18 protein-coding genes and 1 riboswitch are annotated in these 23,735 nt (G+C 57.9%); of the genes, 14 read left to right on the top strand and 4 right to left on the bottom strand.

Annotation, left to right across the window (positions count from 1 at the left end; genetic code table 11):
• Nucleotides 1–430: 430 nt before the first annotated feature.
• From leuL to leuD, 5 genes are all read left to right on the top strand, one after another.
• Complete coding sequence (gene leuL, locus IM284_RS23760; protein WP_071993742.1) at nucleotides 431–517, top strand: leu operon leader peptide; 87 nt, start codon at nucleotides 431–433, stop codon at nucleotides 515–517.
• Nucleotides 518–608: 91 nt separating this feature from the next.
• Nucleotides 609–2,180, top strand: a complete 1,572-nt coding sequence (leuA, locus tag IM284_RS12945) for a 2-isopropylmalate synthase (protein ID WP_028015499.1) — start codon at nucleotides 609–611, stop codon at nucleotides 2,178–2,180.
• Nucleotides 2,180–3,271: a 3-isopropylmalate dehydrogenase gene (leuB, locus tag IM284_RS12940; protein WP_014882533.1), complete on the top strand. Its 1,092-nt coding sequence runs from the start codon at nucleotides 2,180–2,182 to the stop codon at nucleotides 3,269–3,271. The genes leuA and leuB overlap by 1 nt, the downstream gene beginning before the upstream one ends.
• Nucleotides 3,272–3,273: 2 nt before the next feature.
• Complete coding sequence (gene leuC / locus IM284_RS12935; protein ID WP_047367321.1) at nucleotides 3,274–4,674, top strand: 3-isopropylmalate dehydratase large subunit; 1,401 nt, start codon at nucleotides 3,274–3,276, stop codon at nucleotides 4,672–4,674.
• Between the two features lie 10 nt (nucleotides 4,675–4,684).
• Nucleotides 4,685–5,290, top strand: a complete 606-nt coding sequence (leuD, locus tag IM284_RS12930; RefSeq protein ID WP_028015497.1) for a 3-isopropylmalate dehydratase small subunit — start codon at nucleotides 4,685–4,687, stop codon at nucleotides 5,288–5,290.
• Between the two features lie 280 nt (nucleotides 5,291–5,570).
• Here the strand turns inward: leuD and IM284_RS12925 are convergent, their stop codons facing one another.
• Nucleotides 5,571–6,749 (bottom strand): sugar efflux transporter, encoded by a 1,179-nt coding sequence (locus IM284_RS12925; RefSeq protein WP_028015496.1) that lies wholly within the window; start codon nucleotides 6,747–6,749, stop codon nucleotides 5,571–5,573.
• 120 nt (nucleotides 6,750–6,869) lie between these two features.
• A complete protein-coding gene (gene sgrT, locus IM284_RS12920; RefSeq protein ID WP_003856388.1) occupies nucleotides 6,870–7,022 on the bottom strand; it encodes a glucose uptake inhibitor SgrT in 153 nt (50 codons plus the stop codon).
• A gap of 88 nt (nucleotides 7,023–7,110) precedes the next feature.
• Here sgrT and sgrR point away from each other — a divergent pair, with 88 nt between their 5' ends.
• The 4 genes from sgrR (at nucleotide 7,111) to thiQ (ending at nucleotide 12,189) form a co-directional block, all read left to right on the top strand.
• Nucleotides 7,111–8,766, top strand: a complete 1,656-nt coding sequence (gene sgrR / locus IM284_RS12915; protein ID WP_047367320.1) for an HTH-type transcriptional regulator SgrR — start codon at nucleotides 7,111–7,113, stop codon at nucleotides 8,764–8,766.
• Nucleotides 8,767–8,802: 36 nt separating this feature from the next.
• Nucleotides 8,803–8,903, top strand: a riboswitch (TPP riboswitch).
• Nucleotides 8,904–8,934: 31 nt separating this feature from the next.
• Nucleotides 8,935–9,918, top strand: coding sequence for a thiamine ABC transporter substrate binding subunit (thiB, locus tag IM284_RS12910; protein ID WP_047367319.1), 984 nt, complete (start codon nucleotides 8,935–8,937; stop codon nucleotides 9,916–9,918).
• Nucleotides 9,894–11,504, top strand: a complete 1,611-nt coding sequence (thiP, locus tag IM284_RS12905; protein WP_047367318.1) for a thiamine/thiamine pyrophosphate ABC transporter permease ThiP — start codon at nucleotides 9,894–9,896, stop codon at nucleotides 11,502–11,504. Before thiB ends, thiP begins: the two co-directional genes overlap by 25 nt.
• Entirely contained in the window at nucleotides 11,488–12,189 is a 702-nt protein-coding gene (thiQ, locus tag IM284_RS12900; protein WP_047367317.1) for a thiamine ABC transporter ATP-binding protein ThiQ, read from the top strand. Before thiP ends, thiQ begins: the two co-directional genes overlap by 17 nt.
• Before the next feature lie 37 nt (nucleotides 12,190–12,226).
• On the opposite strand, the gene IM284_RS12895 is transcribed toward thiQ, so the two are convergent.
• Both IM284_RS12895 and araC read right to left on the bottom strand, forming a co-directional pair.
• On the bottom strand, nucleotides 12,227–12,994 hold the full coding sequence (locus IM284_RS12895) for a DedA family protein (RefSeq protein ID WP_047367316.1): 768 nt from the start codon (nucleotides 12,992–12,994) through the stop codon (nucleotides 12,227–12,229).
• 118 nt (nucleotides 12,995–13,112) lie between these two features.
• Nucleotides 13,113–13,958 (bottom strand): arabinose operon transcriptional regulator AraC, encoded by an 846-nt coding sequence (gene araC, locus IM284_RS12890; RefSeq protein WP_028015490.1) that lies wholly within the window; start codon nucleotides 13,956–13,958, stop codon nucleotides 13,113–13,115.
• A gap of 335 nt (nucleotides 13,959–14,293) precedes the next feature.
• On the opposite strand from araC, the gene araB reads away from it, so the two are divergent.
• From araB to rapA, 5 genes are all read left to right on the top strand, one after another.
• Entirely contained in the window at nucleotides 14,294–16,003 is a 1,710-nt protein-coding gene (gene araB, locus IM284_RS12885; protein WP_047367315.1) for a ribulokinase, read from the top strand.
• Between the two features lie 10 nt (nucleotides 16,004–16,013).
• Complete coding sequence (araA, locus tag IM284_RS12880; protein WP_047367314.1) at nucleotides 16,014–17,516, top strand: L-arabinose isomerase; 1,503 nt, start codon at nucleotides 16,014–16,016, stop codon at nucleotides 17,514–17,516.
• A gap of 47 nt (nucleotides 17,517–17,563) precedes the next feature.
• On the top strand, nucleotides 17,564–18,259 hold the full coding sequence (gene araD / locus IM284_RS12875) for an L-ribulose-5-phosphate 4-epimerase (RefSeq protein WP_047367313.1): 696 nt from the start codon (nucleotides 17,564–17,566) through the stop codon (nucleotides 18,257–18,259).
• Between the two features lie 73 nt (nucleotides 18,260–18,332).
• Entirely contained in the window at nucleotides 18,333–20,690 is a 2,358-nt protein-coding gene (polB, locus tag IM284_RS12870) for a DNA polymerase II (protein WP_047367312.1), read from the top strand.
• A gap of 128 nt (nucleotides 20,691–20,818) precedes the next feature.
• Entirely contained in the window at nucleotides 20,819–23,725 is a 2,907-nt protein-coding gene (rapA, locus tag IM284_RS12865; RefSeq protein ID WP_047367311.1) for an RNA polymerase-associated protein RapA, read from the top strand.
• The last annotated feature ends 10 nt before the right edge of the window (nucleotides 23,726–23,735 follow it).

Here is a 23,735-nt window from a genome sequence, read left to right as displayed (position 1 = left end):
GTTTGAATGAAACCATAAACCAAATCAATATACAATAACCATCCAGTTAAGGATGACTTAAGTATAATTAAACTGTTATCGACATTGAGCAGAATTAAGTTAACAATCTGTTATCAATGATTCTATTTGAAGGTAGAAAGAGTTCTCTTAAAAAACATAACTCGATGATAGTAAAACGGTTTAAAGAGAAAGCATTTGTGAGGACTGCGTCATCTGAAAAATACCCGTTATGTTTATTCGTTTCTGCAAATGTTTTTTAAGTCCAAAAATAGACAATTAGTTAAGTTAAAAATCAAAAACCCAGCACAATAAGCTAAACAACACACCCTCTCTGTTTAGCCTTCTGGGGCCGTTTTTACCATCAGGGGTTGACATGCACAGCGGTATCCAGTACCACTAAAAGCATATTGAATTTAACGGAGCACGATTCATGACACGCACCATTCGTTTCATCGGTCTACTACTACTAAACGCATCCACTGTGCGCGGTAGACTGGCGGGCGAAATTCAGCGTTGAATCGTCACCAGTAAGACTAAAAACCCGCGCCACTGCGCGGGTTTTTTTATGCTCGTAGCAAGGCGCCCTAAGACTGACAAGGACCTAACCCATGAGCCAGCAAGTCATTATTTTCGATACTACTTTACGTGACGGTGAACAGGCATTACAGGCAAGCCTGAGTGTAAAAGAAAAACTGCAGATTGCGCTGGCTCTCGAGCGTATGGGCGTCGACGTGATGGAGGTTGGTTTCCCCGTCTCCTCTCCGGGTGATTTTGAATCCGTACAGACTATCGCCCGCACCATTAAAAACAGCCGCGTGTGCGGTCTGGCGCGCTGCGTAGAGAAAGACATCGACGTTGCGGCTGAGTCACTGAAGGTGGCCGAAGCCTTCCGTATTCATACCTTTATTGCAACCTCACCAATGCACATCGCAACCAAGTTGCGCAGCACGCTGGATGAGGTCATTGAACGCGCGGTATACATGGTTAAGCGCGCACGCAACTACACCGATGACGTTGAATTCTCCTGTGAAGATGCGGGCCGTACGCCGATTGAAGACCTGGCGCGCGTAGTCGAAGCCGCCATCAACGCGGGCGCTAAAACCATCAACATCCCGGACACCGTCGGCTATACCATGCCGTTTGAGTTCTCCAACATCATTACCGGCCTGTATGAGCGCGTACCTAACATTGATAAAGCAATCATCTCAGTACATACCCATGATGATTTGGGCCTGGCCGTAGGCAATGCCATCGCTGCGGTGCACGCCGGTGCACGTCAGGTAGAAGGTGCAATGAACGGTATCGGTGAACGCGCGGGCAACTGTTCACTGGAAGAAGTGATCATGGCGATCAAGGTGCGCAAAGACATCATGAACGTGCACACCCGCATCAATCACAACGAAATCTGGCGCACCAGCCAGACCGTCAGCCAGATTTGCAACATGCCGATTCCGGCTAACAAGGCGATTGTTGGAACCGGCGCTTTCGCCCACTCCTCCGGCATTCACCAGGACGGCGTGCTGAAAAACCGTGAAAACTACGAAATCATGACTCCGGAATCCATCGGCCTGAACCAGGTTCAGCTGAACCTGACCTCCCGTTCCGGTCGTGCGGCAGTGAAACACCGGATGGAAGAGATGGGCTATCAGGACAGCGATTACAACATGGATCAGCTGTACGACGCGTTCCTGAAGCTGGCCGACAAGAAAGGCCAGGTATTCGATTACGACCTGGAAGCGCTGGCCTTCATCAACAAGCAGCAGGAAGAGCCAGAGCACTTCCGTCTGGACTACTTCAACGTGCAGTCCGGCTCCAGCGACATCGCTACCGCCTCGGTCAAGTTGGCCTGCGGTGATGAAATTAAAGCGGAAGCCGCCAACGGTAACGGCCCTGTGGATGCCATCTATCAGGCGATCAACCGCGTTACCGAGTACGACGTAGAGCTGGTGAAATACGACCTGACGGCGAAAGGGCACGGTAAAGACGCGCTGGGTCAGGTGGATATCGTCGTCAACTATAATGGCCGCCGTTTCCACGGTGTGGGCCTGGCGACGGATATTGTCGAATCCTCCGCGAAAGCGATGGTGCACGTCCTGAACAACATCTGGCGCGCCGCTGAAGTCGAAAAAGAGTTGCAACGCAAAGCTCAGAATAAAGAGAACAACAAGGAAACCGTGTAATGTCGAAGAACTACCATATTGCTGTGTTGCCGGGTGACGGTATTGGTCCGGAAGTGATGGCACAGGCGCTGAAAGTACTGGAAGCCGTTCGCTCGCGTTTTGCGATGAAAATTACCACCAGCCACTACGACGTGGGCGGTATTGCGATTGATAACCACGGAACGCCATTGCCGAAAGCCACCGTTGAAGGCTGCGAAAATGCCGATGCCGTGCTGTTTGGCTCCGTCGGTGGCCCAAAATGGGAACACCTGCCGCCGGCAGAGCAGCCAGAGCGCGGCGCGCTCCTGCCGCTGCGTAAACATTTTAAGCTGTTCAGCAACCTGCGTCCGGCTAAGCTGTATCAGGGGCTGGAAGAGTTTTGTCCGCTGCGCGCGGATATCGCGGCCAACGGTTTCGACATCCTGTGCGTGCGTGAGCTGACGGGCGGGATTTACTTCGGTCAGCCAAAAGGTCGCGAAGGCAGCGGGCAGCACGAGAAAGCGTTTGATACCGAGGTGTACCACCGTTTCGAAATTGAACGTATCGCCCATATCGCCTTTGAATCTGCACGCAAGCGCCGCCATAAGGTGACCTCTATTGATAAAGCGAACGTGCTGCAGTCGTCCATTTTGTGGCGCGAGATCGTCAGTGAAGTCGCTAAGCAGTACCCGGACGTTGAGCTGTCGCATATGTACATCGACAACGCGACCATGCAGCTGATTAAGGATCCGTCCCAGTTTGACGTGCTGCTCTGCTCCAACCTGTTCGGCGATATTTTGTCTGACGAGTGCGCGATGATCACCGGCTCTATGGGCATGCTGCCATCCGCCAGCCTGAATGAAGAAGGCTTTGGCTTGTACGAACCGGCGGGCGGTTCCGCGCCGGATATCGCAGGCAAGAACATTGCGAACCCGATTGCGCAGATCCTCTCCCTGGCCCTGCTGCTGCGCTACAGCCTCGATGCAGGTGACGCAGCAACCGCAATTGAAAACGCCATTAACCGGGCGTTAGAAGAAGGCGTCCGTACCGGTGACTTAGCGCGCGGCACGGCAGCAGTCAGTACTGATGAAATGGGCGACATCATTGCCCGCTATGTCGCTGAAGGGGTGTAATCATGGCCAAGACGTTATATGAAAAACTGTTTGATGCGCACGTTGTCTACGAGGCGCCAAACGAAACCCCGCTGCTGTACATTGACCGCCACCTGGTGCACGAAGTGACCTCTCCGCAGGCCTTCGACGGCCTGCGCGCGCACAAGCGTCCGGTGCGCCAGCCGGGTAAAACCTTTGCCACGATGGATCACAACGTCTCCACCCAGACCAAAGACATCAATGCTTCCGGCGAGATGGCGCGCATCCAGATGCAGGAGCTGATCAAGAACTGCAACGAATTTGGCGTGGAGCTGTACGATCTGAACCACCCGTATCAGGGCATCGTCCACGTGATGGGACCTGAGCAGGGTATTACGCTGCCGGGCATGACCATCGTCTGCGGCGACTCCCATACCGCGACCCACGGCGCGTTTGGCGCGTTGGCGTTCGGCATCGGCACATCGGAAGTTGAGCACGTTCTGGCGACGCAAACTCTGAAACAGGGCCGCGCCAAAACCATGAAGATTGAGGTGAAGGGCAAAGCCGCGCCGGGTATCACCGCGAAAGATATCGTGCTGGCGATTATCGGCAAAACCGGCAGCGCAGGCGGTACCGGTCACGTGGTGGAATTCTGCGGCGACGCGATTCAAGCGCTGAGCATGGAAGGCCGTATGACCCTGTGCAACATGGCTATTGAGATGGGCGCTAAAGCAGGCCTGGTCGCACCGGACGAAACCACCTTCAACTATGTGAAAGGCCGTCTGCACGCGCCGAAAGGTCAGGATTTTGACGACGCGGTCGCGTACTGGAAAACCCTGAAAACTGACGACGGTGCCACCTTTGATACCGTTGTCACGCTGCAGGCGGAAGATATTGCGCCGCAAGTCACCTGGGGTACCAATCCTGGCCAGGTCATCTCCGTCAACGACAGCATTCCTGACCCGGCTTCCTTCGCCGATCCGGTCGAACGCGCCAGCGCGGAAAAAGCGCTGGCCTATATGGGGCTGAAACCCGGCGTACCGCTGACCGATGTGAACATTGATAAGGTGTTTATCGGCTCCTGCACCAACTCCCGTATCGAGGATTTACGCGCGGCGGCAGAGATTGCCAAAGGTCGCAAAGTGGCGCCGGGCGTGCAGGCGCTGGTGGTTCCTGGCTCCGGTCCGGTGAAAGCCCAGGCGGAAGCGGAAGGACTGGATAAGATCTTTATCGAAGCAGGCTTCGAATGGCGCCTGCCGGGCTGCTCCATGTGTCTGGCGATGAACAACGACCGCCTGAATCCGGGCGAGCGCTGCGCCTCCACCAGCAACCGTAATTTTGAAGGCCGTCAGGGCCGGGGTGGACGCACCCACCTGGTCAGCCCGGCAATGGCCGCCGCTGCGGCAGTCACCGGCCATTTCGCCGATATTCGCAGCCTGAAATAAGGAGACAATCATGGCAGAGAAATTTACCCAACATACGGGCCGTGTTGTCCCGCTGGACGCCGCTAACGTCGATACGGACGCGATCATTCCGAAGCAGTTTTTGCAGAAAGTGACCCGCACCGGTTTTGGCGCACACCTGTTCAACGACTGGCGTTTTCTGGACGACAAAGGCGAAGTGCCAAACCCGGAGTTCGTCCTGAACTTCCCGGAATACAAAGGTGCATCCATTCTTCTGGCGCGGGAAAACTTCGGCTGCGGCTCCTCGCGTGAGCATGCGCCCTGGGCGCTGACCGACTACGGCTTTAAGGTGGTTATCGCCCCGAGCTTCGCGGATATCTTCTACGGCAACAGCTTCAACAACCAGTTGCTGCCGGTGACGCTGAGCGACGAGCAGGTCGATGAACTGTTCGCGCTGGTTAAGGCAAATCCGGGGATGGCATTTGAGGTGGATCTGGAAGCGGAAGTGGTGAAAGCCGGGGATAAGACCTACAGCTTCAGCATTGATGCCTTCCGTCGCCACTGCATGTTGAACGGTCTGGACAGCATTGGCCTGACGCTCCAGCACGAGGACGCCATCTCAGCGTACGAGAAAAAACAGCCTGCATTTATGGGCTAAAGGCAATGGCCCGCAGGGCGCGGGCCATTGATAAGGGTGCGTTGAGGCAAGTACGTTTTGGCATTCCAGCCTCCTTATTGCTTTTCGGCAATGAAGAGACTAACCTCGCAATGTTGGTTGTGAAGTTGGTCTCCCCATCAGTTTTTTGATGTGGGACTCTCCACTGTTTGCCTCTTGCGAAAGCCTGAGGCAAACAGCCTCAAGCACCCGTCACGCGCTCTATGCGCCTTCTCTGTATCTGTCAGAAAATCGTTTCATTTCGTGAAGCCGCCTTCCAGAATCAAACATCCTTGACCCGGCAGGTCAGCCCAAGCGTTACCACCGAAATCGCCGCAATCATCCAGTAAACCGAGGCATGACCATAACTTTGCGCCAGCGCGCCCTGAATCACTCCCGCCAGAATAACGCCCGTCGAAATACTGTTGGTAAAAAGCGTTGTCGCAGAGCCGGCGCGGCCGGGCATGAGATCCTGGAACCAGAGCATGCCGATCCCGGCAACGATGCCGATAAACACGGCATTAAACAGCTGCAGCGCCAGCAACGCTTCACGCGAATGGAAAAGGAGCAGCCCCGCGTAGAACAGCACCCCAGCCGCCACGGCAACGATCATCATCCGACGCTTTCCGAAGCGCTTAACGTAATACCCCGCCAGAATCATCGCCGGAATTTCCAGCCCGGCGGCGGTCCCCATTAAGATCCCCGCAAGCTTGTCCGGTAGGCCTAGATCGCTGCTGATCCACAGCGGCATATCAATAATGTACATGGTGTTGCAGGTCCACATCAGCGTGGAGGCGATAAACAGCATCCGCACGTTTTTATCCTGCCAGCCGCTTACCTGAGTGATGGGCTTATCCGTCGTCTGCTCAACCCGGGCGACAGACGGCAGCGCAAAGGCAATCAGAGCCAGACTGATAATAAAAATGCCTGCCGCGATAGAAAACATGACCGTAAAGCCATAGTTCAGCGCCAGCATGAAGGCCAGCGGCGGGCCGATGACCCACGCCAGCGAGAGCTGTGCGCGCATCACCGAGCTGAACATCACCACCTCTCGCGCCGAGCTGTCGGCGTATTCACGGGCCAGCGCGAACAGCTGCGGCATGGCGGTGTTCGCCAGAGAGGCCAGCAGCACGCCGCAGGTGATGAGCGTCAGGTAATGGCGGTTAAAGGCAAAAAGCAGCGCGTTGCCCACGGCCATGGCGCAGCAAAAGAGGATCAGCCTGCGGCGATCGCCCTGGCTGTCGGATCGTTTCGCCAGCCCCAGGCTAACGAGGATCCCGGCAATCGCGTTAACGGTATAAAACAGGCCCACCCAAAACGGCTGCGCCCCCACCTCGCGGCTGAGAAACAGGCTCAGCGTCGGTGCCTGTAGCGCACCGGCCACGCCCATCATGAAGGCCACCAGCATAAAAGCAGCGTACACGCCATTCAGGCGGCGCCCCATCGTCATCAACCACAGCATGCGCAAGTCCTTGTGAAAGCGAATCGAAATTGGGTGAAAGAATAAACGAAAAAAGCCAGCAAAAACATTTTGCTGTAGGGTGATAAACACCAATACTCAGTCACACATGATCGAGGCGAGTTAGCGAGAAGAGGTCGGTTTCGTAACGTCCCACTGCATCAGATCTTCCAGGATTCTCAGCCGCTGCTCTGCGCACTGGCGGGCCAGCCAGGACACTCCCTTTGTCGCTGAAAAATAGTGCTGATAAAACTGACGTGCGGTAGACCTCTTCATAATTTACCTCCTCGCTTCATCGGGAAGAATTATTGGCCTAATATAGGGATAAATAAATTGCTGATTTTTTGTCAGGAGTTCCTCTTTTATGCCATCCGGTCGACTGCAACAACAATTCATTCGCCTGTGGCAGTGCTGCGAGGGTCAATCGCAGGAGACCACGCTTAACGAGCTGGCAGAACTCCTCAACTGCTCTCGCCGCCATATGCGCACGTTACTCAACACCATGCAGCAGCAGGGCTGGCTAAGCTGGGAGGCCGAGGCGGGACGCGGCAAGCGCTCACGCTTGACCTTCCTTTATACCGGCCTGGCGCTGCAGCAGCAGCGGGCGGAGGATCTGCTGGAGCAGGACCGCATCGATCAGCTGGTCCAGCTGGTGGGTGACAAGGCCGCCGTGCGCCAGATGCTAGTCTCACACCTGGGACGCAGCTTTCGCCAGGGACGCCACATTCTGCGGGTGCTTTACTACCGCCCAATGAAAAATCTGCTGCCCGGCACGGCATTACGACGTTCTGAAACCCACATGGCCCGGCAGATATTCAGCGGTCTGACGAAAATAAATGAGGAAAACGGGGAACTGGAAGCGGATATCGCGCACCACTGGCAGCAGCTTTCCCCCCTGCACTGGCGTTTCTTTTTACGCCCGGGCATTCACTTCCACCATGGCCGCGAGCTGGAGATGCGTGACGTCATCGCTTCTTTAGAGCGCGCCCGCACGCTGCCGCTCTATTCGCATATCACGCGGATCCACTCCCCAACGGCCTGGACGCTGGATATTGAACTGTCCCAGCCAGACAACTGGCTGCCGTGGCTTCTGGGCTACGTGCCCTCGATGATCCTGCCTGCCGAGTGGCGATCCCTGAACAATTTTTCCAGCCAGCCGATCGGTACAGGCCCCTACTCCGTTACGCGCAATAACAGCAATCAGCTGAAGATCCGCGCCTTTGATGACTATTTTGGCTATCGGGCGCTGATCGACGAAGTGAACGTCTGGGTGTTACCGGACCTCAACGAAGAGCTGAGCGCAGGCCTCACCCTGGAGGGGCCCACAACCAGCGAAAAGGCGTTCGAGAGTCGCCTGGAGGAGGGCTGCTACTATCTTCTTTTTGACAGCCGCAGCCATCGCGGGGCGAATCACGACGTCCGCAAGTGGATCAGCCATATTCTGGCCCCCGCTAACCTGATTTATCACGCTGAAGAGCAATACCAGACCTGGTGGTTTCCGGCCTATGGCCTGCTTCCGCGCTGGCACCATGCTCAGCCGGTGCGCAGTGAAAAACCCGCCGGGCTGGAGACCATCACCCTCAGCTACTATCGCGATCACATTGAGCACCGGTTTATCGCGAGGATCATGAGTAAACTGCTGGCGGCCGAAGGCGTGACGCTGGCGATACAGGAAGTCGATTATGATGAATGGCACCGCGGGGATGTCGTCAGCGATATCTGGCTCAACAGCGCGAACTTTACGCTGCCGCTTGATTTCTCGCTCTTTTCACACCTGTATGAAGTGCCTCTTATTCAGCACTGCATCAGCCGGGACTGGCAGCAGGACGCCGCAAGGTGGCGGGCAGGAGAGATGGATCTGGCCGCGTGGTGCCAGGAACTCCTGACCGGGCAGACGATCGTACCGTTGATCCACCACTGGCTGCTGATCCAGGGACAGCGCAGCATGCGCGGCCTGCGGATGAATACCCTGGGCTGGTTTGATTTTAAATCCGCCTGGTTTGCGCCGCCGGAGCCATAACGCTTTCGTAATATTCACCAAATCATTACAATAGCGCCGTTCTCAACGGGGTGCTGCATCACAGATGTGCGCTGAGATAATACCCGTCGAACCTGATCCGGATAACGCCGGCGAAGGGATTTGAGGCTGTTTCTCAAAATCCTTTGCCACTCAACCCTGAGGTGCAAAGTGTTAAAAAACGTTCTTCCTCTGCTGGCGCTGGTTGCGCTGCCTGTTTTTGCTAAGCCTGTTCTGACGGTCTATACCTACGACTCCTTCTCCGCCGACTGGGGCCCCGGCCCGGTGGTTAAAAAAGCCTTTGAAGCCGACTGCAACTGCGAGTTGAAATTCGTGGCGCTGGAAGATGGCGTGTCGCTGCTTAACCGCCTGCGCATGGAAGGGAAAAACAGCAAGGCCGACGTGGTGCTCGGGCTGGATAACAACCTGCTGGAAGCCGCCACGCAAACCAGACTGTTTGCCAAAAGCGGCGTAGCGGCAGATGCCGTCAACGTGCCGGGCGGCTGGAAAAACGACACCTTCGTTCCCTTCGATTACGGCTACTTTGCGTTCGTCTACGATAAAAACAAGCTGAAGAACCCGCCGAAGAGCCTGAAAGAGCTGGTCGAAAGCGATCAGAAGTGGCGCGTGATTTATGAAGATCCTCGCACCAGCACGCCGGGTCTGGGCCTGCTGCTGTGGATGCAGAAAGTCTACGGCGACAAAACGCCGGAGGCGTGGCAAAAGCTGGCTGCGAAAACCGTTACGGTCACTAAAGGCTGGAGCGAAGCCTACGGCCTGTTCCTGAAAGGCGAAAGCGATCTGGTGCTGAGCTACACCACCTCTCCGGCCTATCATATTATTGCCGAGAAGAAAGACAACTACGCCGCCGCGAACTTTGCCGAAGGGCATTATCTCCAGGTGGAAGTGGCGGCGCGGACCGCTGCCAGCAAGCAGCCGGAACTGGCCGAAAAATTCCTGAAATTTATGGTCTCCCCGGCATTCCAGAACGCCATTCCGACGGGCAACTGGATGTACCCGGTTACCGACGCGGCGCTGCCGGCAGGCTTTGAGCAGCTGAACAAACCGCAGAGCGCGCTGGAATTTACGCCGCAGCAGGTTGCCGCTCAGCGTGCCGCATGGATAAGCGAATGGCAACGCGCCGTCAGCCGCTGATCCCCGGCTGGTTAGTTCCCGGACTGATTGCCGCCATACTGATGGTGGTCGTCAGTCTGGGAGCGTTTCTGGCGCTGTGGTTTAACGCGCCAGAGAGCGATCTGCTCGCGCTCTGGCACGATAGCTATCTCTGGCACGTCATCCGTTTCTCCTTCTGGCAGGCGTTTCTTTCCGCGCTGCTGTCAGTCATCCCGGCCATTTTCCTTGCGCGCGCCCTCTATCGCAGACGTTTCCCCGGCAGGCTGGCCCTGCTGCGCCTGTGCGCCATGACGCTGATCCTGCCCGTGCTGGTGGCCGTTTTTGGTATTCTGAGCGTATACGGTCGCCAGGGCTGGCTGGCCTCGCTCTTCGCGTCTTTAGGCCTGGAATGGACCTTCTCCCCTTACGGCCTGAAGGGCATCCTGCTGGCACACATTTTCTTCAATATGCCGATGGCGACGCGCCTCTTTTTGCAGGCGCTGGAGAACATACCCGGCGAGCAGCGCCAGATTGCGGCCCAGCTCGGCATGCGCGGATGGTCATTCTTCCGCTTTGTCGAATGGCCGTGGCTGCGACGCCAGATTGCCCCGGTGGCCGCGCTGATCTTTATGCTCTGTTTCGCCAGCTTTGCGACCGTGCTTTCTCTCGGCGGCGGCCCGCAGGCCACCACCATTGAGCTGGCGATCTATCAAGCATTAAGTTACGACTACGATCCGGGCCGCGCCGCGTTGCTGGCGATCGTACAAATGGTGTGCTGCCTGGCGCTGGTGTTACTCAGCCAGCGGCTGAGCAAAGCGATCCCCGCAGGAAGCAATAATCTTTCTGGCTGGCGCGATCCGCAGGACAGCCTGCACAGCCGCATCTCGGACGTGATGCTGATTGCGTTGGCGCTCCTGCTTCTGCTGCCGCCGCTGCTGGCCGTGATCGCCGATGGCCTCAACAGGAATGTGGTATCGGTACTTCAACAGCCGGTCCTGTGGCAAGCCACATGGACCTCATTGCGCATCGCGCTGGCAGCCGGGCTAATCTGCGTGACGCTGACCATGATGCTGCTCTGGAGCAGCCGCGAGCTGTACGCGCGACATGCCCGTAAAGCCGGACACGCGCTGGAACTGACGGGCATGCTGATTCTGGCGATGCCGGGCATTGTGCTGGCGACTGGCTTCTTTTTACTGTTTAACAGCACCATCGGCCTGCCGGAAAGCGCCGACGGCATCGTCATTTTTACCAACGCCTTAATGGCCATACCGTACGCGCTGAAGGTGCTGGAAAACCCGATGCGGGATGTTAACAGCCGGTACAGCGCCCTGTGCCAGTCCCTTGGCATTATGGGCTGGCGGCGGCTGAAAGTGGTCGAACTACGCGCCCTGAAGCGGCCGCTCGCCCAGGCGATGGCCTTCGCCTGCGTGCTGTCGATTGGGGATTTTGGCGTGGTGGCCCTCTTTGGCAACGAGGATTTCCGCACGCTGCCTTTCTGGCTTTATCAGCAAATTGGCTCCTATCGCAGCCAGGACGGCGCGGTCACGGCACTTTTACTGCTGGTGCTGTGCTTTGCGTTATTTACCGTTATCGAAAAACTCCCGGGGCGTGATGTTAAAACTGACTGATGTAACCTGGCTTTACCAGCACCTGCCGATGCGTTTTACCCTCTCTGTTCGTCAGGGAGAGCGAATTGCGGTGCTTGGCCCAAGCGGGGCCGGTAAAAGTACCCTGCTCAATTTGATTGCCGGTTTTTTGCAGCCTGTCAGCGGGTCGATAGTCATTGATAATGGCGAGTATACCTACGCTCCGCCGTCTAAGCGCCCGGTGTCGATGCTGTTTCAGGAAAACAATCTGTTTAATCACCTTACGGTGTGGCAGAACATCGCGCTGGGAATCGATCCGGGGTTAAAACTCAATGCTGCGCAGCGTCAGAAGCTGGAGGCGATTGCCGAACAAATGGGCCTGTCCGCGTTGATTTCAAGACTGCCCGGTGAGCTTTCCGGCGGCCAGCGTCAGCGCGTGGCGCTGGCACGTTGTCTGGTGCGCGAACAGCCGCTGCTGCTGCTCGACGAACCCTTCTCGGCACTCGACCCGGCCCTGCGCCAGGAGATGCTCTCGCTGGTGGAAGAGGTTTGCCAGCGCCAGCAGATCACGATGCTGATGGTTTCGCACAGCATTGAAGATGCCGCACGCATTGCACCCCGATCGGTAGTGATCGCGGAGGGACGGATTTTGTGGGATGGAGAAACAGAAGAACTTCTGAGTGGTAACGCGGGGGCGTCTTCATTGTTGGGCATTCGTGCGGTCTGACGCCCTCGCCCTCTCCCACGGGGAGAGGGAAAACACCTTAACGGCTCACCACCTTCAGCAGGATCTCGCCGTACACCGGCATCAGCGGGTGACGAATCAGCGCGACCAGCGCCACCACCGCCACGCCCAGCGTCAGCGGGGCCAGCCAGAGCAGGCGCGCGCGGGGGAGATAGCGCGTCAGGCGATCGACGCTGGCTTTCGCGCTGCGCCATAGCCGCCAGCAGAGCCAGACCGCCAGCCACAGCAGCACCGCCGTTCCCAGCAGCAGCCACTTGAACTCACCGCTTTGCATACCGTCAGGGATATCAATGGCCGCACCCGCGAGGATCCCCGGCAGGAAGTAAAACGGCGGCCAGAATACGCAGCCGATAATGTTCGGCACCACGAATTTTGCGACGGGCAGATCCAGCATCCCCGCCACCATCGGCACCAGCGGACGCGTTGGCCCGACAAAGCGGCCTACCAGAATGGTGAACATGCTGTGCTGGTGCAGCGCATGTTCGGTTTTATCCAGCAGCGCTTTGTTCTTTTTCATGAACGACCAGCGGTGCAGCGGCTTCTTAAAGCGCCAGCCCAGCCAGAAGGAGATCCAGTCCCCCAGCAGGCAGCCGATAATCCCGGCCAGCCACGCCTGCCAGAAATTGACCTCACCGCTGCCAATAAGCGCCCCAAGCCCCGCCATCATCACGGTGCCGGGCAGGATCAGCCCAACCAGCGCCAGCGATTCCAGAAACGCCACCAGCGCCACGGCGATGAGCGAATACATAACGGACTGGGTAATAAAGTGTTCCAGCAATGCCTGCATAACTATTCCGGTCAGAAAACGAATCAGCGATTCTGCTTAGCGCCCCGCACCGCGTCAAGGCATCAATTGTCTGAATAGTTTACAGGATGCTCCTGAAGTTCACCTGAATGTTTACCGTTTATTCACATCCCGCGCGGAATTCACTGGGACTGGCGCCGGTGCACTTCTTAAACACGCGAGAGAAATAGAGCTGATCTTCAAAGCCCACGTTGCGTCCGACGGTCGCGATAGGCATCCGGGTGGTGCTGAGCAACAGCTTTGCCTGGCTGATGCGCTGATCCTCACGCCAGCTCAGCACGCTCACGCCAAGCTGCTGGCGGAACAGGTGTGACAGGCGGGACGGCGAAAGACAGACGTGCTGGGCAACGCTGGCGATATCAAACTGGCTGTCGGCCAGATGGTCGCTGATGTACTGGCAGGCGTCGCGGACGCGGTTATCCAGCGGCGGGTTAAGCGACTCGTTGATCGCCTCCATGCGGCGCAGCAGCACCTGCTCAAGCAGGTTGATCGCCAGCAGTTCGGCATAGCGCCCGCCCGCCTGCCCCGCCTCAATAATTTGTGCGAACAGTTCACGAAACTGCGCCAGATGCGCCTCATCCGGACGATAAAAACCCGTTTGCGCGAAAATAGCCGGCCATGAGAGCCACTCCTGCCAGTAGGCGCGCGGACGGAAATAGACCCACTGGTGATACCACTCTTTGGCGTCCGGGTGACGCCCGTAGTGGTGGATCTCCCCCGGCGGGAACAGCAGCATATCGCCCGGGCGGCAAACAAACTGCCGATCGCCGTTTTTGATCACCCCTTCCCCGCGTACGGTCAGGTTCAGAATATACCCTTTCATGCCGAGCGGCCGGTCGACGTAAAAATCGAGATACCCCTCGGCCTCAATTGGCGTCAGCCCCGCCACCAGATGGGCGTTAAATGAGTATCCCGGCAGCAGGGGATCGTTTTGCGGTTCGGCCATAGATTCAGTTCTCCCAAGGGTCCTGAAGGAAACCATTTGTCCATATCGTTAAAAGCAGTATAAAAATGGCCTGCGAAAAGATCCAAAAAGCATCACGCCTCTTTTACGTCCGCCATGTTTCAGCCTTTTCCCCTGATTTTTCTGCCGGCACGGGCAGAGAAGCAGTAACAAAAGTGTCTATAAGTGCGGCAGAAATGTCCACATTGAATATTTGCACGGCGTCACACTTTCCGTTGCTACAGCAATTTAGTCCATAAGATTAGCGGATCCTGCCTGACGATTTTTATCCCCAGTCTCTAATGTTCTTCCATACCTGTTTCGGATGGAGCAACACCATGGCAATTGCAATTGGCCTCGATTTTGGCAGCGACTCGGTTCGCGCGCTGGCAGTGGACTGTACGACTGGCCAGGAGATAGCAACCAGCGTTGAGTGGTATCCGCGCTGGCAAGAGGGGCGCTACTGCGACGCGCCAAACAACCAGTTCCGTCACCACCCGCGCGATTACATTGAATCGATGGAAGCGGCGATCAAAACCGTGCTGGCTGAACTGACTGACGCCCAGCGGGCCGACGTCGTGGGGATTGGTGTCGACAGCACCGGTTCAACGCCAGCCCCGGTGGACGCTGAAGGCCGCGTGCTGGCGCTGCGCCCGGAGTTTGCCGACAACCCGAACGCCATGTTCGTGCTTTGGAAAGACCATACTGCCGTGGAAGAGGCGGAAGCCATCACCCGCTTATGCCATCAGCCGGGCAAAACCGACTACTCGCGCTACATCGGCGGCATCTACTCCAGCGAATGGTTCTGGGCCAAAATCCTGCACGTTACCCGCGCGGACGCCTCGGTCGCCCAGGCCGCAGCATCCTGGATTGAGCTGTGCGACTGGGTTCCCGCCCTGCTCTCCGGCACCACTCGCCCGCAGGATATCCGCCGCGGCCGCTGCAGCGCCGGGCATAAATCCCTGTGGCATGAAGGCTGGGGCGGTCTTCCTCCGGCAGCGTTCTTCGATGAACTTGACCCGATCATCAACAAAAACCTGAAATACCCGCTCTTTACCGACACCTTCACCGCCGATATTCCGGTCGGCACGCTCTGCGAAGAGTGGGCGACGCGTCTCGGCCTGCCGCAAAACGTGACCATTTCCGGCGGCGCGTTCGACTGCCATATGGGTGCCGTGGGCGCGGGTGCGCAGCCTAACACGCTGGTGAAAGTGATCGGCACCTCCACCTGCGACATCCTGACGGCAGATAAAACCAGCGTCGGAGACCGCGCGGTGAAAGGGATTTGCGGCCAGGTTGACGGCAGCGTGGTGCCAGATTTTATCGGCCTCGAAGCAGGGCAGTCCGCGTTTGGCGATATCTACGCCTGGTTTGGCCGGGTGCTCGGCTGGCCGCTGGATCAGCTGGCTGCCGCGCATCCTGAGCTGAAAACACAGATTACCGCGAGCAAAAAACAGCTCCTGCCGCAGCTCACCGAAGCCTGGGCAAAAAATCCGTCCCTAGACCACCTGCCGGTGGTGCTGGACTGGTTTAACGGTCGCCGCACGCCGTTTGCCAACCAGCGCCTGAAAGGGGTGATTACCGATCTCAACCTGGCGACCGATGCCCCGGCGCTGTTCGGCGGTCTTATTGCCGCCACCGCGTTCGGCGCGCGCGCCATTATGGAGTGCTTCACCGAACAGGGCATCGACGTGAACAACGTGATGGCGCTGGGCGGTATCGCCCGTAAAAACCCGGTGATTATGCAGGCCTGCTGCGACGTGCTGAACCGTCCGCTGCAGATTGTGGCCTCCGATCAGTGCTGCGCGCTGGGCGCCGCGATTTTCGCTGCCGTGGCCGCAGGCGTTCATGCGGATATCCCGACCGCGCAGCAGCACATGGCAAGCGCCGTCGAAAACACGCTCCAGCCGCGTGTCCAGCAGGCACAACGCTTTGAACAGCTTTATCAGCGCTACCAGCAATGGGCAAAAAGCGCCGAGCTTCACTATCTCCCTGTCGCCGCCCCGGCCAAAAGCACCGCGGACACTACGGCAACCCTGACCCATTAAGGACACGATGATGACCATTTTTAATAATTATGAAGTGTGGTTTGTGATTGGCAGCCAGCATCTGTACGGACCGGAAGCGCTGCAGCAGGTAACGAAACACGCGGAGCACGTGGTTAACGCGCTGAACGCGGAAGCCAAACTGCCGTGCAAACTGGTGCTGAAGCCGCTGGGTACGACGCCGGACGAAATCACCAATATCTGCCGTGACGCCAACTACGACGACAAATGCGCCGGCCTGGTCGTGTGGCTGCACACCTTCTCACCGGCCAAAATGTGGATCAACGGCCTGGCAATCCTCAACAAACCGCTGCTGCAGTTCCACACTCAGTTCAATGCCTCCCTGCCGTGGGACAGCATCGACATGGACTTCATGAACCTGAACCAGACCGCGCACGGCGGCCGCGAGTTCGGCTTCATCGGCGCGCGCATGCGCCAGCAGCACGCTGTGGTCACCGGCCACTGGCAGGACGGCAAGGCGCAACAGCGTATCGGCTCCTGGATGCGTCAGGCGGTCTCTAAGCAGGATACCCGCCACCTGAAAGTGGTGCGTTTCGGCGACAACATGCGTGAAGTGGCGGTGACCGACGGCGATAAAGTCGCGGCGCAGATCAAGTTCGGCTTTTCCGTGAATACCTGGGCGGTGGGCGACCTGGTGCAGGTGGTGAATGACATCAGCGACGGCGACGTGAGCGCGCTGGTGGACGAGTACGAAAGCAGCTACCGCCTGACGCCTGCGGCGCAAGTTAACGGCGACAAGCGCCAGAACGTGCTGGATGCAGCGCGCATTGAGCTGGGCATGAAGCGTTTTCTGGAACAGGGCGGCTTCCACGCCTTTACCACTACATTTGAAGACCTGCACGGCCTGAAACAGCTGCCGGGTCTGGCAGTACAACGTCTGATGCAGCAGGGCTACGGCTTTGCGGGTGAAGGCGACTGGAAAACTGCCGCTCTGCTTCGCATCATGAAGGTGATGTCGACCGGTCTGCAGGGCGGCACCTCCTTTATGGAGGACTACACCTACCACTTCGAGAACGGCAACGATCTGGTGCTCGGTTCGCACATGCTGGAAGTGTGTCCCTCCATCGCGGTTGAAGAGAAACCGATCCTTGACGTGCAGTACCTCGGCATCGGCGGCAAAGCGGATCCGGCCCGTCTGATCTTCAACACCCGTACCGGTCCGGCCATCAACGCCAGCCTGATCGACCTCGGCGACCGCTTCCGCCTGCTGGTGAACTGCGTCGATGCGGTTGAAACCCCGCACTCTCTTCCGAAGCTGCCGGTCGCCAATGCCTTGTGGAAAGCGCAGCCGGATCTGCCAACCGCGTCAGAGGCGTGGATCCTGGCGGGTGGCGCGCACCACACCGTCTTCAGCCACGCGCTGGACCTGAACGATATGCGCCAGTTTGCCGAGCTGCACGATATCGAGCTGACCGTGATTGATAACGACACCCGTCTGCCAGACTTTAAAGATGCGCTGCGCTGGAACGAAGTCTATTACGGTTCAAAACGCTAAGTACGTAATGCCCGGTGGCGCTGCGCTCGCCGGGCAGGGAGACAACGATGTTAGAAGATCTCAAACGTCAGGTACTTGAAGCCAACCTGGCGCTGCCAAAACATAACCTGGTGACCCTGACCTGGGGCAACGTCAGCGCCGTTGACCGGGATAAAGGTGTATTCGTGATCAAGCCTTCGGGCGTGGATTACACGGTGATGACCGCAGAGGATATGGTCGTGGTCAGCATCGAAACGGGTGAAGTGGTGGAAGGTAACAAAAAACCGTCGTCCGATACGCCCACCCACCGTCTGCTGTATCAGTCCTTCCCGACTATCGGCGGCATCGTGCATACCCATTCGCGTCACGCGACCATCTGGGCGCAGGCGGGCCAGTCCATTCCGGCCACCGGCACCACCCACGCGGACTACTTTTACGGCACCATTCCCTGCACGCGTCTGATGACCGATGCGGAGATTAACGGTGAGTACGAATGGGAAACCGGGAACGTGATCGTCGAAACCTTTGAAAAACAGGGGATCGACGCGGCGCAAATGCCCGGCGTACTGGTGCATTCTCACGGCCCGTTTGCCTGGGGTAAAAACGCGCAAGACGCGGTGCATAACGCAATAGTGCTGGAGGAAATCGCCTACATGGGGATCTTCTGCCGCCAGCTGGCACCGCAGTTGCCGGATATGCAGCAAACCCTGCTGGATAAACACTACCTGCGCAAGCACGGCGCGAAGGCCTATTACGGACAATAAACTGTATATATCCCCAGCATAAAACATTCAACCAGGCTATAATCAGGCCTGGTTTTGTTTTTGGGATAACGGCGTGGCACAGGCGCAAGAAGGCTTTTTACTGACCCGACACTGGCGGGATACCCCTCAGGGCACCGAGGTTGCGTTCTGGCTGGCGACAGATAACGGCCCGCTGCACGTTACGCTTCCTCCTCAGGAATCCGTGGCGTTTATCCCTGAACATTACGTCGAGAAGGTAAAACAACTGCTGCGCGATGAGAACGGCTGGCGCCTCACGCCTCTTGAGCTAAAAGATTTCCATCGTCAGCCGGTGTATGGCCTTTACTGCCGCGCCCATCGCCAGCTGATGCGCTACGAAAAACTGCTGCGCGAAGCGGGCGTGACGCTCTACGAAGCGGACATTCGTCCGCCGGAACGCTTTCTGATGGAGCGGTTTATTACCGCCCCCGTCTGGGTTGACGGCACTGAGCAAAACGGCACCCTTATTAACGCTCGCCTCAAGCCTAATCCGCATTATCGCCCCCCGCTAAAGTGGGTATCCCTGGATATCGAAACCACCCGCCACGGCGAACTGTACTGCATCGGCCTGGAAGGCTGCGGGCAGCGGGTTGTCTATATGCTCGGGCCGCCGAACGGCGATGCGTCCGCGCTCGATTTTCAGCTTGAGTACGTCAACAGCCGACCGCAGCTGCTGGAGAAGCTTAACCAGTGGTTTGCCGAGCACGACCCGGACGTGCTGATCGGCTGGAACGTGGTGCAGTTTGACCTGCGCGTGCTGCAAAAACACGCAGAGCGGTATCGCATCCCACTGATGCTCGGGCGCGGAAATACGGAGCTGGAGTGGCGTGAGCACGGCTTTAAGAACGGCGTGTTCTTTGCGCAGGCCAACGGCCGCCTGATTATCGACGGCATCGAGGCGCTGAAATCCGCGTTCTGGAATTTCTCCTCCTTCTCTCTGGAAGCGGTAGCGCAGGAATTGCTCGGTGAAGGCAAATCCATCGACAATCCGTGGGACCGCATGGACGAGATTGACCGGCGCTTCAACGAAGACAAACCGGCGCTCGCCACCTATAACCTGAAAGACTGCGAGCTGGTGACGCAGATATTCCACAAAACCGAGATCATGCCGTTCCTGCTGGAGCGCGCGACGGTAAATGGCCTCGCGGCTGACAGGCACGGCGGCTCGGTAGCCGCCTTTAGCCACCTCTATTTCCCACGAATGCACCGTGCGGGCTATGTTGCGCCCAACCTCGGGGACGTACCGCCGCAGGCCAGCCCCGGCGGCTACGTGATGGACTCCCGCCCAGGACTGTATGACTCGGTTCTGGTGCTGGACTACAAAAGCCTCTACCCGTCAATTATCCGCACTTTCCTTATTGACCCGGTGGGGCTGGTGGAGGGGATGGCGCAGCCAGACGACGCGCACAGCACCGAAGGTTTTCTCGGAGCACGCTTCTCGCGCGAAAAACACTGTCTGCCGGAGATTGTGGGGAACATCTGGCACGGCCGCGACGAGGCGAAACGTCATGGCAACAAGCCGCTCTCGCAGGCCCTGAAAATTATTATGAACGCTTTCTACGGCGTGCTGGGTACCAGCGCCTGCCGCTTCTTCGATCCGCGTCTGGCGTCGTCCATCACCATGCGCGGACACGACATCATGCGTCAGACCAAAGCGCTGATTGAATCCCGGGGCTATGACGTTATCTACGGCGACACGGATTCAACCTTTGTGTGGCTGAAGGGCGCACATTCAGAAGACGACGCCTCACGAATCGGCAAAGAACTGGTGGCCTTCGTAAACGAGTGGTGGCAGGAACATTTGCAAAAAGAGCGGTTAACCAGCGCATTAGAACTGGAATTTGAAACCCATTTTGCCCGTTTTTTAATGCCCACCATCCGCGGAACCGACCAGGGCAGCAAGAAGCGCTACGCCGGGCTGATCCAGGAGGGTGAAAAGCAGAGAATGGTCTTTAAAGGCCTGGAGACGGTGCGCACTGACTGGACGCCGCTGGCCCAGCAGTTCCAGAAGACGCTCTATCTGCGGATTTTCCGCAACGAGCCCTATCAGGACTACATCCGCGAAACCATCGCCAGCCTGATGGCCGGCGAGCTGGATGACCAGCTGGTGTATCGCAAGCGCCTGCGCCGCCCTCTGGCGGAGTACCAGCGCAACGTCCCACCCCACGTGCGCGCCGCGCGCCTGGCGGACGAAGAGAATGTACGCCGGGGACGCGCGCCGCAGTATCAGAACCGGGGGACGATAAAATACGTCTGGACAACGAACGGGCCGGAGCCCGTTGATTACCAGCAGTCGCCTCTCGATTACGATCACTACCTGACCCGCCAGCTTCAGCCGGTTGCGGAGGGAATTTTACCGTTCATCGACGACGATTTTGCTACACTTGTGACAGGGCAACTTGGCCTATTTTGACGCGTGACGAAATGGCTGCCATCCAGTACCATAGCGCCCTTTCCATTCCCGGACCCATTTTTCGATGACCGTCTTTTTTGACGGGGGTCGAACTATTGCCTGCAATTAAAGATTAGAGCCGAACAACTATGCCTTTTACACTTGGTCAACGCTGGATCAGCGATACAGAAAGCGAACTTGGATTAGGAACCGTCGTTGCCGTTGATGCGCGCATGGTTACCCTCCTCTTCCCTGCTACCGGTGAAAACCGCCTGTACGCTCGCAATGACTCCCCTGTGACCCGCGTAATGTTCAATCCGGGCGACACCGTGACCAGCCACGAAGGCTGGCAGCTAAAGGTTGAAGACGTAAAAGAAGAGAATGGACTGCTCGCCTACATCGGAACGCGTCTTGATACCGACGAGACGAACGTCATCCTGCGTGAAGTACTGCTCGACAGCAAACTGGTGTTCAGCAAGCCGCAGGACCGCCTGTTTGCCGGGCAAATCGACCGTATGGATCGCTTCTCGCTGCGCTACCGCGCGCGTAAGTTCCAGAGCGAACAGTACCGCATGCCGTGGAGTGGCCTGCGCGGCCAGCGCACCAGCCTGATCCCCCACCAGCTGAATATCGCCCATGACGTGGGCCGTCGCCATGCGCCCCGCGTGCTGCTTGCCGACGAAGTGGGCCTGGGTAAAACCATCGAAGCGGGCATGATCCTGCACCAGCAGCTGCTCTCCGGCGCTGCCGAGCGCGTGCTGATTGTCGTGCCGGAAACCCTCCAGCACCAGTGGCTGGTGGAGATGCTGCGCCGCTTTAACCTGCGCTTCTCCCTGTTCGACGACGAGCGCTATGCCGAAGCGCAGCACGACGCGGACAACCCGTTTGAGACCGAACAGCTGGTGATCTGCTCGCTGGATTTCGTGCGCCGCAGCAAGCAGCGTCTTGAGCATCTGTGCGATGCCGAATGGGACCTGATGGTCGTCGACGAAGCGCACCACCTGGTGTGGAGCGAAGATGCCCCAAGCCGCGAATATCTGGCGATTGAACAGCTTGCCGAGCGCGTGCCCGGCGTCCTGCTGCTGACCGCAACGCCGGAGCAGCTCGGTCTGGAGAGTCACTTCGCCCGTCTGCGCCTGCTCGATCCAAACCGTTTCCACGACTTCGCTCAGTTCGTGGAAGAGCAGAACAACTACCGTCCGGTTGCGGATGCCGTCGCGCTGCTGCTGGCGGGTAAACGTCTCTCAAACGACGAACTTAACACCCTGAGCGATCTGATTGGCGAGCAGGATATCGAACCGCTGCTGCAGGCTGCGAACAGCGACAGCGAGAATGCGGGATCCGCGCGTAAAGAGCTGATCGACATGCTGATGGACCGTCACGGCACCAGCCGCGTGCTGTTCCGCAACACCCGTAACGGCGTGAAAGGGTTCCCTAAACGCGAACTGCACACCATCAAGCTCCCGCTGCCGACGCAGTATCAGACGGCGATTAAAGTCTCCGGCATTATGGGCGCGCGCAAAACTCAGGAAGAGCGCGCGCGTGACATGCTCTACCCGGAACAGATTTATCAGGAATTTGAAGGCGATACCGGCACCTGGTGGAACTTCGACCCGCGCGTGGAGTGGCTGATGGGCTACCTCACCGCGCACCGCTCCCAGAAAGTGCTGGTGATCTGCGCCAAAGCCGCCACCGCTCTGCAACTGGAACAGGTTCTGCGCGAGCGCGAAGGCATTCGTGCCGCCGTGTTCCACGAAGGCATGTCCATCGTCGAGCGCGACCGCGCGGCGGCGTGGTTCAGTGAAGAGGACAGCGGCGCGCAGGTGATGCTGTGCTCCGAAATCGGTTCTGAAGGGCGTAACTTCCAGTTCGCCAGCAATCTGGTGATGTTCGATCTGCCGTTCAACCCGGATCTGCTGGAGCAGCGTATCGGCCGTCTGGATCGTATCGGCCAGGCGCATGATATTCAGATCCATGTGCCGTACCTGGAAAAAACCGCTCAGTCCGTGCTGGTGCGCTGGTTCCACGAAGGTCTGGATGCGTTTGAGCATACCTGCCCGACGGGTCGCACCATTTATGACCAGGTGCATGGCGATCTGATCGGTTACCTGGCCGCACCGGAAAATACCGACGGTTTTGACGATCTGATTAAATCCTGCCGCGAGAAACATGAAGCGCTGAAGGCGCAGCTTGAACAGGGGCGCGACCGCCTGCTGGAGATCCACTCCAACGGTGGCGAAAAAGCGCAGGCGCTTGCCGAGAGCATTGAAGAACAAGATGACGACACCAGCCTGATCGGCTTCTCCATGAACCTGTTCGACATTGTCGGGATTAACCAGGACGATCGTGGCGAGAACCTGATCGTGTTAACCCCGTCAGACCACATGCTGGTGCCCGATTTCCCGGGCCTGCCGGAAGATGGCTGTACCATCACCTTCGAGCGTGACGTGGCGCTGTCCCGCGAAGATGCTCAGTTCATCACCTGGGAACACCCGCTGATCCGCAACGGGCTGGATCTGATCCTCTCCGGTGATACCGGCAGCAGCACCATCTCCCTGTTGAAAAACAAGGCGCTGCCCGTAGGCACGCTTCTGCTGGAGCTGATCTATGTTGTGGAAGCGCAGGCGCCGAAACAGCTTCAGCTCAACCGCTTCCTGCCGCCAACGCCGGTGCGTTTGCTGCTGGATAAAAACGGTACGAACCTGGCAGGACAGGTGGAGTTCGAAAGCTTCAACCGCCAGCTGAGCGCGGTGAACCGCCATACCGGCAGCAAGCTGGTGAACGCGGTGCAGCAGGACGTGCACGCCATTCTCCAGCAGGGCGAAATCCAGATCGAAAAAGCGGCCCGAGACCTGATTGACGCCGCGCGCAATGAAGCCGACGAGAAACTGTCTGCCGAGCTGTCCCGTCTGGAAGCGTTAAAAGCGGTCAACCCGAACATCCGCGACGACGAACTGGCGGCAATTGAAAGCAACCGTCAGCAGGTGCTGGAAAGCCTGAATCAGGCAGGCTGGCGTCTGGATGCCCTGCGTCTTATCGTTGTGACGCATCAGTAAACGGAGCGCA

The organism is Enterobacter cloacae complex sp. P12RS (assembly GCF_014895875.1).
GTDB lineage: Bacteria > Pseudomonadota > Gammaproteobacteria > Enterobacterales > Enterobacteriaceae > Enterobacter > Enterobacter bugandensis.
Note: the sequence above shows the minus strand (reverse complement) of the source record. Positions and strands in the feature narration are given on the sequence as shown.

Excerpts from the sequence above, each read along its gene's own strand:
- leuL (WP_071993742.1), top strand. The coding sequence starts at position 431 with ATGACACGCACCATTCGTTTCATCGGTCTACTACTACTAAACGCATCC.
- leuA (WP_028015499.1), top strand. The coding sequence starts at position 609 with ATGAGCCAGCAAGTCATTATTTTCGATACTACTTTACGTGACGGTGAA.
- leuB (WP_014882533.1), top strand. The coding sequence starts at position 2,180 with ATGTCGAAGAACTACCATATTGCTGTGTTGCCGGGTGACGGTATTGGT.
- leuC (WP_047367321.1), top strand. The coding sequence starts at position 3,274 with ATGGCCAAGACGTTATATGAAAAACTGTTTGATGCGCACGTTGTCTAC.
- leuD (WP_028015497.1), top strand. The coding sequence starts at position 4,685 with ATGGCAGAGAAATTTACCCAACATACGGGCCGTGTTGTCCCGCTGGAC.
- IM284_RS12925 (WP_028015496.1), bottom strand. The coding sequence starts at position 6,749 with ATGCTGTGGTTGATGACGATGGGGCGCCGCCTGAATGGCGTGTACGCT.
- sgrT (WP_003856388.1), bottom strand. The coding sequence starts at position 7,022 with ATGAAGAGGTCTACCGCACGTCAGTTTTATCAGCACTATTTTTCAGCG.
- sgrR (WP_047367320.1), top strand. The coding sequence starts at position 7,111 with ATGCCATCCGGTCGACTGCAACAACAATTCATTCGCCTGTGGCAGTGC.
- thiP (WP_047367318.1), top strand. The coding sequence starts at position 9,894 with ATGGCAACGCGCCGTCAGCCGCTGATCCCCGGCTGGTTAGTTCCCGGA.
- thiQ (WP_047367317.1), top strand. The coding sequence starts at position 11,488 with ATGTTAAAACTGACTGATGTAACCTGGCTTTACCAGCACCTGCCGATG.
- IM284_RS12895 (WP_047367316.1), bottom strand. The coding sequence starts at position 12,994 with ATGCAGGCATTGCTGGAACACTTTATTACCCAGTCCGTTATGTATTCG.
- araC (WP_028015490.1), bottom strand. The coding sequence starts at position 13,958 with ATGGCCGAACCGCAAAACGATCCCCTGCTGCCGGGATACTCATTTAAC.
- araB (WP_047367315.1), top strand. The coding sequence starts at position 14,294 with ATGGCAATTGCAATTGGCCTCGATTTTGGCAGCGACTCGGTTCGCGCG.
- araA (WP_047367314.1), top strand. The coding sequence starts at position 16,014 with ATGACCATTTTTAATAATTATGAAGTGTGGTTTGTGATTGGCAGCCAG.
- araD (WP_047367313.1), top strand. The coding sequence starts at position 17,564 with ATGTTAGAAGATCTCAAACGTCAGGTACTTGAAGCCAACCTGGCGCTG.
- rapA (WP_047367311.1), top strand. The coding sequence starts at position 20,819 with ATGCCTTTTACACTTGGTCAACGCTGGATCAGCGATACAGAAAGCGAA.